Consider the following 14,275-nt stretch of genomic DNA (forward strand, 5'->3'; position numbering starts at 1 on the left):
CACCCTGAGCGCAGCACTGGTTCAAGCAGACGCCTTGGTGCGCATGAGGGCAGGTCAACTGTTGGCCTGGCACGCGTGCTGATCGGCAGTCAGTGGTGGCGGTATCAGAGGCAAGATGTGTGTCGAGGCTGGTCAGAGGATGCTTCACCGCATTGTGTGGCTCGGTATGTCTGCGCTCTGCGCAGACATACCGAGCCGTTCTTCAATAGGCGGAAGGGCTGCTTGCGTGCGGTGGACCACTGGGTTCGGCAGAGGGGGCAGGGTGCATTCACGCCATGTGGACGTGCGGTTCGTCGGGCCGGACGGGGTGATGGTCCAGAGGCCGTGGCGGACAGTGGTCGGGGAACTGCGCCTCATGGAATGCTCGGTTGATCACTCGGTCTGGTAACTGCCGTACGTACAGGCGGCCTCAGGCTGAGCATGTGCTCCGGCCAAGGAACACACACGCTCAGCACGAAGGCCGTGGGGATGAGTCTGCTGCATCATGCGGTCCGACAGGATCCGTTCGCGGAACTGTCACGCTTCCGGGGTGAGGTTCCCCTCCTCCTGGTACGGCCAGTTCTGGGGATTTGCGGCGTGACGAGGGTCCGTCATGAACGGGTCCCGCGAGGGAGGGTAGAAGAATTCGCGGAGTTGTTGTATCAGCCCAGGCCCCACGGCTTGCCGTCGCCCTTGTTCAGGCGACGATCCACTGCTCCTCGTAGATCAGTCGCAGTGGTGCTCACGAAGGTTGCGGACTCTGGGCCGTGCCGTGGGCCAGATCGGCCAGTCGTTCCGCGTCCGAGGTGCCGGGTTCGGCCGACCAGAGCACGAGTTGCTGTTCTGGTGCACCGGCGTAGCGGAAGGTGTCCCAGTCGAGGGTGAGTTCGCCGGCGAGGGAGTGGGTAATGCGTTTGCTGCCGAAGTCCTGGTGCGCGACACGGTGCTCGGCCCACCAGACCCGGAATTGCTGATCGGCCACGGCCAGCTCGCCCACAAGAGCTGTAAGGGCTGGATCGGTCGGCTTCGTTCCGGCTTCCATCCGCAGGACTTCGACGCATGTGCGGGCCACGTCTTCCCACTCCGGGTAGATTTCGCGCATCACCGGGTCGGTGAAGACCATGCGGACGTAGTTGCGCTCGGACTCGGGCACAGCCGCGAAGTCGCACAGCAGCTCCGCTGCCAGTGGGTTCCACGCGAGGATGTCAAGGCGTGGACCAAAAACGATGGCGGGTGTACTGGTGAGCTGGCCGAGCAGCCGGGTCAGGTGCGGGTGCACTTTGGGGCGAGAGGACCGACGCGGCGTCTTGCGGTGTCCGGCCCGCGCGGCCTGGCCGACCAGGCCTTCCACGTACGTCCGCTGGTCGCCGTCCAGCCGCAGCTCCCGCGAGAGGGACTCAAGCACCGGCGGCGACGGTGCCAGTCGGCCCTGCTCGATGCGTACGTAGTAGTCCGTACTGATCGCGGCGAGCTCAGCCACTTCCTCACGGCGCAGCCCCCGCACACGGCGCTGGGTGTGCGTGCGCTCGGGAAGCCCGACCTGCGCCGGTGTGAGCTCACCACGGCGATGCTTGAGGAACTCACCGAGCTCACGAAGGTGCGCGGAATCAGTCACTCCTCCAGCATGGCACCGAGGGGAAAACTCTGCCTGGGAGAGATCCTTCCTAGGAAGCAGCCCGACCTTCCCGAGCCTCGGCCGTCGGCCGGACAGTGGATACAGGCCCGCAGATCGCGGGCCAGCAGTGATCCCCCAGGAGCAGAAAATGAGGACTGACGTCCGATTCCCGACCAACGGCCTGCAGCTCGCCGGCCACCTCTACCTTCCCGAGGACAGCGACGGCCCGCTCGCCGCCATTGTCATCGGCCACCAGACGACCGGGGTCAAGGAGCAGTCACCGGCGGTGTACGCCACGCGCCTGGTCGAGGAGGGCTTCGCCGTCCTGACCTTCGACGCCGCCTTCCAGGGCGAGTCCGAGGGCATGCCCCGCGGCCTGGAGGACCCCTTCCAGCGCGCCGAGGACTTCCGCGCGGCGGTCTCCTACCTCACCACGCGTCCCGAGATCGATCCGGAGCGCATCGGCGTGATGGGCGTGTGCGGCTCGGGCGCCTACGTGCCCTACGCCGCCCAGACGGACCACCGCATGAAGGCCGTGGCAGGCGTCTCCGGGACCGACGTTCCCAGCTTCTTCCGCGGCGCCGACCCCGAGGGTTGGCAGCAGATGGTGGCGAACTCCGGGAACCTGCGCAGCGCCGAGGCCGCCGGCGAGCCCGCGGCAACGTTTGCTGTGCTGCCGGAGAAGACCGATGCCGGGACCCCCGCCCCGACGGCCGAGTTCGTCGACTACTACAAGACACCCCGCGGCAGGCACCCGCGCTCCACGGGAGACGTGGTCGTGCGCAGCGCGGATCTCCTCGACCAGTTCGATTCCTTCGCCGACGTCGCCAAGATCGCGCCTCGCCCGCTGCTCATGATTGCCGGCACCGAGGCGGTGACCCGCGGGTTCTCGGAGAAGGCCGTCGCCGACAGTCCCGGCAACGCCGAGCTGTTCCTCGTCGACGGCGCCACCCACGTCGATCTGTACGACCGCGACCAGTACGTGACTCCTGCCGTCGCCAAGCTGGTCGAGTTCTTCAGCAAGCACCTCGCCTGAGTCGGCGAGCGTGAGCTGCCCTCCAGCGGACGCCTCGTCCGCGCTGCGGGTAGATCCCTTGGTCAGGGTGGGATGTGCCCGGCGAGGGTCAGGCTGCCAAGTGTCGCGAACATGCGTTGAGCCGCCCGGTGAGGAACGCCGAGGGCCGGAGCACGGTGCCCGGGGCGTCGCCGCAGTCGAGGAACGCGATCCCCTCGTCTGCGGATCAGCCGGCGTCCGAGACCTCCTTGAGATCCAGGCGGTCCGGGGCACCGAGGCCCGGCCCGTCACAGTCGGCCTCGGAGCTACAGTAATCCGCCAGGTGCCGTGGCGGACGTGCTGCTGCGGCGGGGCTGCGTCAACCGCATCCAGCTCGTCCCCGACGGCACCCGCCGCCGGGCTCCCGGCTGATGCTCGGCCCGGAGATGACGCCGGACCCTCGACGAGCGGCTGAAGGCCACCCGCTCGAACCTGCCCTTCCAAGACCGGCGAGTCGCCGGCCTCGAAATCCGCCTCACCGAACCGGGACCACCGACCTGATCCTGTCCGGCCGGGCCCGCGGATGTCAGTGCTGCGGGCCATACTCGTGCCAGCGGTGCCGCCTGGGCACCGCGGCACGAGGGGAGCAACATGGCTGAGGTGCTGGTTTTCCACCATGGACACGGGCTGACCGCCGGCGTTCGCGAGTTCGCCGAGCACCTGCGACGGGCCGGACACACCGTCCACGCCCCAGACCTGTACGAGGGGAAGGTATTCGACAGCCTCGAGGACGGCATGGGCTACGCCGAGAACGCCGGCTTCGACACGATCATCGAGCGTGGAACCGCCGCCACCGAGGGGCTGCCTGCGGAGCTCGTCTACGTCGGATTTTCGCTCGGTGTCCTGCCGGCGCAGAAGCTGGCCCAGACTCGCCCCGGTGCAAAGGGCGCCCTGTTGCTCGAGGCATGCGTCCCGGTCTCGGAGTTCGGCGGCGCCTGGCCTCAGGACGTCCCGGTCCAGATTCACGGCATGGACGCAGATCCGTTCTTCGCCGGGGAGGGCGACGTGGACGCCGCCCGCGCGGTTGCCAGGGCGGCTGTCGACGCCGAGCTGTTCCTCTACCCCGGCGACAGGCACCTGTTCACCGACAGCAGCCTCCCGTCCTACGACGAACAGGCCGCCATGCAGGTCAACCATCGAGTGCTCAGCTTCCTCGACCGTATTAAGAGGTCCTGACAAAGGCGTTGGACGTCCCGCCAGGCCGTGCGCGTCTCACCATCGGGGGACGCCACATACCGGGCGCGCGCCGCCTCGGCCTGCCGCTCCAGCTCCACAAGATCTCTTCGAACGTGCGTGCCACCCCGGGATCCTACGCCGCCGTCACGCCCCTGCCCGGCGCCTGCCGTCGCAGACGCCCCCCGCTGGTGATCGCGCTCTTTGCATACCTCCCCATGCGGTGCTCAGGGTGGCTTCGGAGCTGCTGGGCTTGATTCCCCAGGTGGGTCCGCGCTCACGCACTCGACCTGATCCCGCCTCGCTGTGGGGAAGGCCCACACGCTGCGGAAGGCGGCGATCCGCAGCGGCCCCTCCGCCGCGTCGGACCGGGCCGCGCCGCGCGCCTCGGTGTTCAGGATGGCCAGCAGGCGCAGGATGCGACGGGCGTACGCCACGGCCTTGTCTCCGGCGGGGGTGGGGCGGGCGCCGGTGCGGCCGCGGTCGAACAGCACGGATCCGATCTTGCGCTCGCTGCCGCGCACCGAGTGGGAGACCGCGGACTGAGTCAGGCCGAGTGTCTCGGCCGCGGCCGAGAAGCCGCCGGTGTCCGCGACCGCGACCAGGACGCGCAGTTCGGGCGGGGTGAGATCGGAGTCGGTTGTGCGGGCCACGGGGCGCTCACCTCGAGATATGAGAACTGCTCATGGAACGGTCTGTCGCATGAGCTCAACCGGCTGCCCAGGTGGCGCATTCCCGCCTTACGGTCCGGTCATGAACGAGACCGCGCTCACCGTGCACCAGATCGCCCGTCCCCACGGTTTTCCCACCGCCGAGCACTTCGCCTTCATCGAGTCCCCGCTACCGGAACCCGTAGTCGGCAGCGCGCTCGTGGAGAACCTCTACTGGTCCGTCGACCCGTACCACCGCGAGATGATGGACGACGTGCCCGGCGGCTTCGCGCTCGACGCACCGCTGGAGGGCCGCACCATCGGGCGGGTCATCGCCTCGCGCACGCCCCGTCTGGCTGAGGGCGAGATCGTGTTCCACCGGCAGGGCTGGCGCACGCATGCGGCGGTCAGGCCCGATGAGGTCCGACAGCTGCCCCGCTTCGAAGGGGTGCCCCTGACCGCGTACTTGAGCACCCTCGGCGGCACCGGCCTGACCGCCTATGTGGGGCTCACCCGGATCGCCCGGCTCCAGGAGGGCGAGGATCTGTTCGTGTCAGCAGCGGCGGGCGGGGTCGGCACGGCGACCGGGCGGTTCGCCAGACTGCTCGGCGCCGGACGGCTCGTGGGCAGCGCGGGCTCGGCAGCGAAGGCCGCCCACCTTACACGGGAGGTGGGCTATGACGCCGTCTTCGACTACCACGACGGGCCCGCCGCCGACCTGCTCGGCAAGGCCGCGCCGGACGGCATCGACGTGTTCGTCGACAACGTCGGCGGCGAGCAGCTGGCCGCGGCGATGGGAGCACTGCGCGAGTTCGGGCGCGTCGTCCGCGTCGGCACGATCAGCCAGTACAACACCCCAGACGCGCCGCCACCGCGCTTCGACTACCGGACATGGTGGAGAAGAGCATCCGCATGGAAGGTTTCCTGGTCAGCAACTACCGCGGTGTGCAGGAGGACTTGTACGAGTTCGCGGTGCCACATCTGCAGAGCGGCCGGCTCGCTCTGGACGAGACGGTGGTTGACGGTTTCGAGCGCATCGTGGACGCGTTCCTGGGAATGCTGCGCGGCGAGAACACCGGCAAGATCATCGTGCGGGACCGTACGGAATCCCCGTCCTGAGCTGACACCCGACTCGGTATCGCGGAACATGCCGGAACGCCGGCCGGCACAGCAAGTGACGACCGGGTCCACCGCCCGCAGGTGGTGGACCCGGTTGCGTCCGGCGCGGCTTGTCGCTCAGGCGCGGCTGTTGTAGTAGGTGATGTCCCAGTGGTTGCCCTCGCGGGCGTAGACGTTGCCGGCCGGGGACTTGTACAGGGTGGCGCCGTCGCTCCGCTTGCCTGCCTGCTTGAAGCGGCTGGTGACGTACTTGTTGACGCAGCTGTTGAGCGCGATGTCGGCCTTGTATCCGTTGTAGTGGCTGTAGGTGCCCGAGGCGTGGCCGCGCTCGGTGCCGCCGGTGACACGGACGGCGCACCTGCTGGCCTTCTTGAACGACACGAGGCCCGCGATCGTCGCCTTGTTGATCTTCGTGAACGATGTGCAGCGGCTGTTCTCCCGGTTGGAGCAGCCACCGCTGGACGACCAGCTGATGCCGGCCTGCTTCAGCACGGCCGCCGCCTGGGCGTGGGTCTGGTACTTGGCGGGAGCGGCGTCCGCGGTGGCCGCGAGCGGACCGCTGAGGACGACAGCCGCGGCGAGAGCGGAGAGGAAGGCACGGTTCGGGGCGAGGGACTTCGTCTGCATGGTTGCTGCTCCTGGGTGGAAGGGGCGCCGGACGCCGCGGGGTGTCCGCGGCGTCCGGCGCGGGCGGGAAGGCGGGGCGCTTCGGACGAGCGGCCCCGGCTGAAGATCCGGTGGTGGTCGAACAGTGCGGCCCGGACGGCCGGCCGTGGGAGACCGGCCCGCGCCGGTGGCCTTGGGCCGGCTACCGCGCGGAGGCGAATCCGGCGAACTTCTTGTTGGGCAGGTACGGGCCGCCGGTGGCGCGCTTGTCGTCCCAGGAGTAGGTCCGGCGGGTGACACTGTCGGTGCCCGTACCGGCGTTGCCCTCGACGGTGGTGACGGACCGGCCCTTCACGGAGACGACCACACCTACGTGACCGAAGGCGCTGTTGGAGGTGTTGGTCCACACCAGGACGTCGCCGGGCTGCGGAAGCCTGTTGACCCGGTAGGGGTGGAACCGGTTGCCCATGTGGGTACGCCACCGCTGGGAGGCCTCGTACTTCGCAGGGACGCCCTGCTTGCCCCACATCGCGGCGGCGAAGTGCCCGCACCAGGCCTGGCCGTTGTAGTTGTTGTAGACGTTGAGGTTGTGGCCGCCGAGGTAGTTGTTGTTGCCCTTCGGTGTGCTCAGCTTGATGGGGCCGTTCTTCGCCGTCCTGTACTTGGTGGGCGTCTTGAGCGCGTGCTCGGCCCTGGAGACGATCTGCTGGCGTGTGAGGGCCAGGGACGACGCGGGGGCGGCGGACTTCTCCCCCGTTGCCGCCGTAGCCGTCGCACTGGCGGGTGCGGCCTGGGCCTGGGACACGGCGAGGCCGCCGGCGAGCAGAGCGCTGAGGGCGAGCGCGACGATACGCGTGCTCCCGGACACGGGCCTGGTGGCGGACTTGGCCATGATGTTCGCTCCTTCTGGAATGTTCGTCCCACGCTGCCGAAGCTGACTGACAAGGCGTCGGAGGACGGGTGTCACGCCGTAGTGGCCGGGGGCTCCCGCGGCTTTCGGCGCAACTCGAGTCTCGGCACCGGCGGTGAGCGGGATCCAGCGTTGGGCGGTTTCCTCTTGCGTCAGGGCATCCGGGAAACCCCCGCTGACCTCCCACGATGCGCATGCGGGTGACGTCCCGTCGGCCCGGGTCACGTGCAGCCCGGCTCGTAGGGAACCTGAGGGAGTTGCTGCCTCCACCGGCTCTCGCCGAGGTCCCCGACGACCCGGCAGACCTGGCGGAGAACCTGCTGCGCGTCGAGGCTCCACCGGCGGATCGTGCCGTCCTCGGAGACGGACACGACCGGCCCGTCCTCCCCCAGGAAGGCGACGGAGCGGACGGTGAGGCGGTGCCCCTCGAGGGTGTGGAGAAGCCGCCCGTCGGAGGTGTCCCAGACGCGGACGGTGTTGTCCTGGCCCGCGGTGGCGAGCCGGGTGCCGGACCGGTTGAAGGCGGCCGTGAAGACGCCACCGGTATGGCCGGCGAGGACGCGCGGGCGGCCCTCAGGCCCGCGGTCCCAGAGCCTCACCGTGTCGTCCCAGCTGACCGTGGCCAGCAGGCCCTTGGGCCCCGCGGCCACGCCGAGAACCGGCGCGCCGTGGGTGAACCTGCGCCGCAGACGGGCGTCGGTGTAGTCCCAGACGTTGGCCGCGCTGTCGAGACCCGCTGTGACGACAGTGTCCTCGCCCAGGAAGGCGACACCCTGCACGCCGTCGGAGTGACCGTCGAGGACGTGGAGCCGGGTCGGCCTCTCCGCTCCGCTGTCGGCCAGGTTCCACAGCCCAGCCGTGTGGTCGTCGCTGCCGGTGGCCAGGATGTGGCGGTGCCCGGGGCGGAAGGCGAGCGACCTGACGGCGCGCTTGTGCGCCCGCCACTGCGCGAGGGGAGGCCCGGGCGGACGCCGCGGGTCGTCGGTGCGCCAGACGCGGACGCGGCCGCTCTCGTCGGCGGCGGCGAACCGGGTTCCGTCGTCGCTGAAGGCCACCGCGTGCACTGAGGCGTGCGCGTCGTCCGTTCCCCGCAGGCGGCGTGCCATGCCCGTGCGCAGGTCGAGGATGCGTGCGGAGCCGTCCTGTCCGGCGAGGCCCAGGTGACGGCTGTCCGGGGAGAGCTGTGCGTCCAGCCAGGGCTCGCCGCCCTCGAGCAGCCCCAGCGTGCCGGTGGGTGTCCACAGCCGGACGACCCGGTCGTCACCGCCGGTCGCGAGGGTACGGCCGTCGGGCGAGTACTCGGTTCCCCAGACGAAGCCCTGATGACCCACCAGGGTGGTGAGCAGCCGGTGTGAGGCGAGGTCCCAGACGGCCACGACGTCCTCGTGACCGGAGGCGGCGACATGGAGCCCGTCCGGGGAGACCGTCACGTCGACCACCGAGTCCGTCAGCCCGGCGAAGGTCGCCTCCTTCTTCCTGCCGCCGGTGTCCCAGAGGGAGACGTCGCCGTCCCATTCACCGGCCACGAGCCTGCGTCCGTCCGGGGTGAAAGCGAGGGCCCAGATGCTGTCACTCCCGTCGTTGTCCAGTTCCAAGGACGTGTCGCCCGCTAGGTCCAGCAGCCACAGACGGCCGTTTCTCCCCGCCACCGCGGCGCGCCTGCCGTCGGAGGTGAGGGCCACCGAGTAGAGCGGGTGACCGAGATCGACACGGACCGGCCGGGCGTGGGGGCGGGTCAGGTCATGACGCCCGACCGTGCCGTCCTCGGAGACGGAGAGCACCGTTCGCCCGTCCCGGGAAGCGGCCAGCCCCGTCACCCGCCGGCCGTGCCGGTGGGGAAGCAGCGCCTGCTCCCCGCCCGGACCGGTGAGCGTCGTCAGCTCCCCCTGCGCGTTTCCCCAGACGATCTTCCCCGTCCCCTGGGCGACGGCGACGGCCTGAACGGCTTCACCGTGATCGATCCGCCTGACCTGCCGGTGCGAGCGGCTGTCCCAGATACGGACCGTGCCGTCCGCCCCTCCCGACAACACATGCCGGCCGTCGCCCGTCCACGCGACGGCGCGCACCCGGCGGGTGTGGCCCTCCATGGATCCCTTGTACGGCTTGGCCTGCGTGCTCAGCAGCGCACTCCGGGAGGCGCGGGTCGGGGCGGTCGACCAGGCCGAGGCGGCCAGGAGCATGGTGGCCTCCGAGTTCTCGCCGATGTCGGGCACACCGAGCAGGGCCAGCTTCTCCGCGAGACGTGCCATGCGCTGCCCTTTGATCGCCTGCCGGCTGCTGTGCACGGCCAGGCCGGTACTGGCGAGAGCCATCACGAGCAGCACCGCGAGGGCCACCAGCAGCTGGTGGAGGCGGCGTGTGCGCCGTTGCTCGCGCTCCCGTTCGCCCTGCTCCTGGGCCTGTGCCGCGAGCAGGAACGCCCGCTCGGTCTCCCCCACTGCGACCAGAGGATGCCGGGCGGCCTCCTGAGCGGTGACCAGACGGCTGCCCCGGGGAAGCAAGGCGGGATCGCGGTCCTCCGCATGCCACTGCCGGGCGGTCTCCCGCAACTGCTGCCATGCGCGCAGGGCAGTGGCGTCGGCGTCGATCCAGCGCCGCAGCCGAGGCCAGGCGCGCAGCACGGCCTCGTGGGCGAGAGTGATCCGGTCGTGGTCGGCGGTCAGCAGACGGGCGCGGGTGAACTCCTCGACGACGTCCTCCGCCTGCCCGCAGCCTGCGGGGGTGAGCTCGCGCGGAGTGGCGTGACGGCGGGTGGCGCGGCCGTCCCCGTCGACCCTGACCAGACGGAGCACGACGGCACGGGCCACCTCCTTCCGCTCTGCGGGCAGGCGCCCGTAGGCCTGCTCCGCGGTGGCAGCCACCGCGCCGAGAATGCCGCCGGTCCGTTCGTAGCCCCCGACGGTCAGACGCGTCCCGTCACGTTCCTGCCAGGTCGCGAGGAGAGCGTGTGAGAGCAGGGGCAGCACACCCGGCCCGCCGGGCCCCGGCGCGCTCTCGTCGGCGCTCTGCTGCGCCGCGACGGCACCGAGGTCCCGCAGAATCACCTCGACGAGTCCGGGTTCGAGCTCCAGTCCCGCGCGCTCGGCCGGCCCTGCCACGGCGGAACGGATCTCGCCGGGAGACATCGGCTGCAGCGGGAGCTGCCCGTCCCGCAGCGCTTCAGCGAGCTCCGGATGGGCCAGACAGGCGCCGTAGAAGTCGGCGCGCATGCCCAGGACGACGAGAGCGGCCGGACCGCTCGGCCGTTCCGTGCCGTCGTCGTCTCCGGTGCGGTGGTCGTGTGGCGTCGACAGGGCGTGCAGGGCGCGGATGAACAGGTCGCGCTCGACGGCGTCCTGGCACAAGGTGAAGACCTCTTCGAACTGGTCCACGACCAGCACGAGACGCGCCTCGTCCTCCCAGGGGTTCTGGCCGAGGAGGCCGTGCACGAGCCGGGCGAGATGGCGCGGACTGCTCTCCAGCGCGGACCGCAGCGCCGCCGGGTCGGCCCGGAGCGCGCGGGAGACCTCCGCCAGTAAGCCGTCCACAGGGCGGCCGCCGGGGTGCGTGACAAGAACCGGCCAGCGGTGCGAGCCTGGCACGGGGAGCGCTCCACGGTGCACCGCCGGTACCAGCCCGGCTCTCAGCAGCGAGGACTTCCCTGTGCCGGAGGCGGCCACCACCATCGTCGGACCGCCCCCGCCCAGCCGCGCGGTCACCACCTGGACCAGGGCCGCCGTGGCTCGTTCCCGGCCGAAGAACCAGCACGTGTCGGCCGTGTCGTACGCGGCGAGCCCTCGGTACGGGCACTCGCCTTCACGCACCCGTCGGCGCTGCTCCGGAACCGCCGCGGCCGTCAGGCGATCCAGGAGGCCGCCGGTCTCCAGGGCCTTGTCGCAGGCCCGCGCCACGGCGGGAGTGAGGGCCTGGTTCCCGTTCTCGACGCGGGACAGGTAGCCCTTCGTGTAATGGATCCGCTCGGCGAGCCCCGCCAGGGAGAGCCCCTTGCGCAGGCGTAGCCGTCTCAGCTCCTGCCCGGGGGCGACGGCCCGCTGCGTCGCGTCGTCGTGCGGTCCACCATCTGTGGGAATGTTCACGCCCTGCTCATTGCGTGGGCGCGGCAAAGGTGTCTGCCACGGGGGAGGTACAGCCGAACGGGTGACGTCCTGTGCCCGCTCATGGTGAGGGAGGTGTGGCGGGTCAGGTCATCCGTGACGCGGCTTCGTCGGCCCGGGTGCGGGAGGCACTGGACCCGGCTCTCGCCGGGCCCTCGGCCGGCCCGAGGGCCCGGCGCGGTCCAGCAGGCCGAGCTCGGTGTCCGGTCGGCACTGCGGGCCGGGCGCGACGCCCTTGGTCAGGGCGCGCAAGGCCGGGTTGCGGGCGACGCCACGGCTGCGCTTTCCGCTGCTCCAGCAGCCGCCGACGTGGACATGGGCCGGGGACCGTCCGTTCAGCGCGTGCTCGATCAGCCACTGCGTCGCCGACGGCTCCTGGAACAGGTCCTGAACCCGGACGCGCCTCCCGATCATGGCCAGGTCGGCGGCTGCTGGAACGCGGGCAGGCGCAGCAAGGGCATCGGCCGGGACGGGGCGCTGCTGGTCCTTGCCGACGGGTCGGGGCGTGCGGTGCCTGGCGGCCCGATGCGGAGCTCGGTTACCTCGACCGGTGGGGGGCGGCTCGCCACATGTCGGGGCGTGGCTGACGGAGGCGTGTTCCCAGGTGCCGTACCCCAGCTCGGCAGTGCCGTCGTACGGGACCGTCTCCCCGGCCTGAACATCGGCTTCGCCGAACGGTGGGATGCGGCGGCGGCTGCCGCACGCCCGTGACGGGGCCGACCTCACAGGCCGCCGGCGGTGGGCTGGTCGGTGCCCAGGTCAGTGCGACCTGAGCGGGGGTGGCGCCGAGATGGTGTTCCGCGCGGCCCGAGCTGTCACGTCCTCGAACCCGGGAATCAACTGGTCTTCTCGGCGCTCTTCAAGGGCGGCACACAGCCGCGACCAGCCGGACGAACGCCACCCACCGTGTGTGCCGAGCCGTTTTCTCACCGCACGACGGTGCCTGCCGGCCGTAGTCCGGGGGCGCGGTCCTGGTCCTTGGCCGTCGAGACGTTGTACTTGCCGCCGCTGTTCTTCCGGTCGGCGGTCGCGTGCCCGTTGGTGTCCAGGCAACCGCCCGCCCAGGTGTTGTAGCCGTTCTGCAGGTGGACCTGGTCGCCGTACTTCAACTCGTTCGGCACGCTTCTCCCCTGGTCGGCGGAAAGCATGCGGACGGCTCCCGCCCCGATGGCCAGGTCCTCCCGCAGCCACCCGAGTGTCACAGCCCCCGACCGGCATTGACCTGCTCTGGACGCCAGACCGCCCGTGAGGGGGGCGATCGAAGCACGACCGGGGATCGCGAACACCAAGGCACACGGAACTGCGGCATCTTCACCGTCATTGATCCGGATACGGAGGCCGACACAGCCACAAACTCGCCGCGCAGCCTGCCAGGCGAGTCCGTGACCGGGCCATGTGATGGCCTGCCGCAGCCGAGGCCGTCGGGCTGTCTACGGCTCGTCGATGCCGCTCCAGGTGACGTGGAAGCCGAGTTCGCGGCGGCTGTCGGGGTGAGCTGCCTGTCGTTGCGCTCGGCGTCGTCGACCCGGCGCAGGTAGATGGCGATGCGGAAGCCGGTCGCGTCGGGCTCGTTGACACTGGCCTGTCCCAGCGAAGTCTGACCGCCGGGTTCCAGCAGGTTGCGCGAGGGCCCGCTCGTGCGAGTGAGACGCCGTGCCACCGCAGGACGGCGACCCCCTGGGCAACGGCGCAGCCGCCCTGCCCGGGACCGGTCACAGCGATCCGGTCACCACCAGGGCACCGTCACCGTCCCGGCGGGCCCCACGGACGCGGAGCACCGGAGACGAGGAGAACCCCTGGCGAGGAGGCAGCCTTTGGGCTGCGGCGGTTTCGCTCAGGCGGCGTGGCGGGTCTTGCGGCGGCGTACTGCGAGGGCGGTGCCGCCTCCGGCGGTGATCAGCGCGGCGGCCACTCCGACGATGGCCGCGGTGTTGTCGTTCGTGCCGGTCACGGTGAGGTCGGGCTCCTTGGCCGCAGTCGACGGAGCGCTGTGGGTCTTCATGGTCCTGTCGATCCAGCCCGCGTAGGCGGGCGCGCTGGTGTAGAGGCCGGGGCCCTCCGAGCACGGTACCTTCGGGGCGCCGGGCCCCGAGGTGACGCCGATCAGCTCCCAGTGGCCGTCCCGGCCCCTTTGGACCTGCGGTCCGCCGGAGTCCCCGGAGCACGCCATGGCCTTGGGCACGGTGCTGATCGTGCACAGCCGGGTCCGGTCCGCGTAGCCGGGCGCGCACTCGGACTCGGCGGCCCTGCGGGTGTTCAGCTCCTGCAGCCGGTCCGGGAACTTGAACTCGGTGTCGACAGTGGTGCCGAAGCCCAGGAGCCGGGTCGGCGTGCCGGGCCGTCCTGCCTGCTCGGCGATCTTGATGGGTTGCTGGGCGACGGGGCGGTCCAGGCGTACCAGCGCGATGTCGTTCTTGTTGGCGGCCTTGTTGTCGCCGTTCACATAGCCGGGATGGACGAAGGTCCGGTCGATCTTCCGGACGGTGCCGCCGGTCTTGCGGTGGTCGCTGCCGACCCGCACGATGCCGTCCAGCTTGATGCCCTCGACCTTCAGGCAGTGAGCCGCCGTCAGCACCCACTGCTGATCGATCAGCGACGCCCCGCAGTTCCCGTCGAACAGGCCCTGGTCCGGGGCCGACTCCGGGATGGTCGCCATGAACGGGTAGCTCTCGGTGGAGTCCGACCCGTTGACGATGGCTCCGGCGCTGCCGACCATGACCGTGACGCAGGCCGCGGCCACAAGAGCGCCGACTGCTGAGATGCGGGAGGTACGGCGGCTCGGTGACTTGAAGCTGAACACAGAGGGTTCCCTTTTGCTTGGTGGATCCGTATGCATTCAGCCTTGCTGTCCGAAACCTGCCGCACCATCCGGGCAACCGGTCGGTCGATGTGGGGCTAGCCCCAATGCCGGTGACTTAGTTGGCCTGCTCTCGTTGGTTGTGGTGTGGCGAGGGTGGGGCAGGTCAAGTCGCCTGCGGGTGAGCGGTTGTCGGACCGGATTGCGATTGGGGTGCTGACGCGGGCGTTTCCGCCGCAACTGATCGATGAGGTGGTCGCGGAGACCGGGCGGGGCGA

General features: G+C 70.4%; 9 protein-coding genes and 2 pseudogenes. 3 read left to right on the forward strand and 8 right to left on the reverse strand.

All coding sequences use genetic code 11. From position 1 onward, the window contains the following. Window positions 1-721 precede the first annotated feature (721 nt). A complete protein-coding gene (locus KUM32_RS31285) occupies window positions 722-1,594 on the reverse strand; it encodes a helix-turn-helix domain-containing protein (protein WP_217145337.1) in 873 nt (290 codons plus the stop codon). A 148-nt stretch (window positions 1,595-1,742) separates the two neighbouring features. On the opposite strand from KUM32_RS31285, the gene KUM32_RS31290 reads away from it, so the two are divergent. Both KUM32_RS31290 and KUM32_RS31295 read left to right on the forward strand, forming a co-directional pair. Beyond that, window positions 1,743-2,630, forward strand: coding sequence for an alpha/beta hydrolase (locus tag KUM32_RS31290; protein WP_217145338.1), 888 nt, complete (start codon window positions 1,743-1,745; stop codon window positions 2,628-2,630). A gap of 609 nt (window positions 2,631-3,239) precedes the next feature. After that, complete coding sequence (locus tag KUM32_RS31295; protein WP_217145339.1) at window positions 3,240-3,824, forward strand: dienelactone hydrolase family protein; 585 nt, start codon at window positions 3,240-3,242, stop codon at window positions 3,822-3,824. Window positions 3,825-4,144: 320 nt separating this feature from the next. Here KUM32_RS31295 and KUM32_RS31300 read toward each other — a convergent pair. Beyond that, window positions 4,145-4,474: pseudogene (locus tag KUM32_RS31300) on the reverse strand (LysR family transcriptional regulator); the annotation flags it as partial. 100 nt (window positions 4,475-4,574) lie between these two features. Here KUM32_RS31300 and KUM32_RS31305 point away from each other — a divergent pair. Beyond that, window positions 4,575-5,590 (forward strand): annotated as a pseudogene (locus KUM32_RS31305) (zinc-binding dehydrogenase). Window positions 5,591-5,707: 117 nt separating this feature from the next. On the opposite strand, the gene KUM32_RS31310 reads toward KUM32_RS31305, so the two are convergent. The 6 genes from KUM32_RS31310 to KUM32_RS31330 all read right to left on the reverse strand — a co-directional run bounded on the left by KUM32_RS31310 (window position 5,708) and on the right by KUM32_RS31330 (window position 14,000). Beyond that, entirely contained in the window at window positions 5,708-6,217 is a 510-nt protein-coding gene (locus KUM32_RS31310) for a hypothetical protein (RefSeq protein WP_217145340.1), read from the reverse strand. Between the two features lie 181 nt (window positions 6,218-6,398). Next, on the reverse strand, window positions 6,399-7,088 hold the full coding sequence (locus KUM32_RS31315; protein ID WP_217145341.1) for a CHAP domain-containing protein: 690 nt from the start codon (window positions 7,086-7,088) through the stop codon (window positions 6,399-6,401). A 239-nt stretch (window positions 7,089-7,327) separates the two neighbouring features. After that, a complete protein-coding gene (locus KUM32_RS31320; protein ID WP_217145342.1) occupies window positions 7,328-11,182 on the reverse strand; it encodes a helix-turn-helix domain-containing protein in 3,855 nt (1,284 codons plus the stop codon). A gap of 108 nt (window positions 11,183-11,290) precedes the next feature. Next, window positions 11,291-11,614, reverse strand: a complete 324-nt coding sequence (locus KUM32_RS44070; protein WP_254406409.1) for a DUF6233 domain-containing protein — start codon at window positions 11,612-11,614, stop codon at window positions 11,291-11,293. Between the two features lie 512 nt (window positions 11,615-12,126). After that, window positions 12,127-12,348 carry a hypothetical protein gene (locus KUM32_RS31325; protein ID WP_217145343.1) on the reverse strand — a complete coding sequence of 74 codons (222 nt, stop codon included), beginning with the start codon at window positions 12,346-12,348 and terminating at the stop codon, window positions 12,127-12,129. A 686-nt stretch (window positions 12,349-13,034) separates the two neighbouring features. Then, window positions 13,035-14,000, reverse strand: coding sequence for a trypsin-like serine protease (locus KUM32_RS31330; RefSeq protein WP_217145344.1), 966 nt, complete (start codon window positions 13,998-14,000; stop codon window positions 13,035-13,037). Between the last annotated feature and the right edge of the window lie 275 nt (window positions 14,001-14,275).

Source organism: Streptomyces sp. AC627_RSS907 (assembly GCF_019049165.1).

Coding starts and splice junctions, on each gene's coding strand:
- KUM32_RS31290 (WP_217145338.1), top strand. CDS start 1,743: ATGAGGACTGACGTCCGATTCCCGACCAACGGCCTGCAGCTCGCCGGC.
- KUM32_RS31310 (WP_217145340.1), bottom strand. CDS start 6,217: ATGCAGACGAAGTCCCTCGCCCCGAACCGTGCCTTCCTCTCCGCTCTC.
- KUM32_RS31295 (WP_217145339.1), top strand. CDS start 3,240: ATGGCTGAGGTGCTGGTTTTCCACCATGGACACGGGCTGACCGCCGGC.
- KUM32_RS44070 (WP_254406409.1), bottom strand. CDS start 11,614: ATGATCGGGAGGCGCGTCCGGGTTCAGGACCTGTTCCAGGAGCCGTCG.
- KUM32_RS31315 (WP_217145341.1), bottom strand. CDS start 7,088: ATGGCCAAGTCCGCCACCAGGCCCGTGTCCGGGAGCACGCGTATCGTC.
- KUM32_RS31325 (WP_217145343.1), bottom strand. CDS start 12,348: ATGCTTTCCGCCGACCAGGGGAGAAGCGTGCCGAACGAGTTGAAGTAC.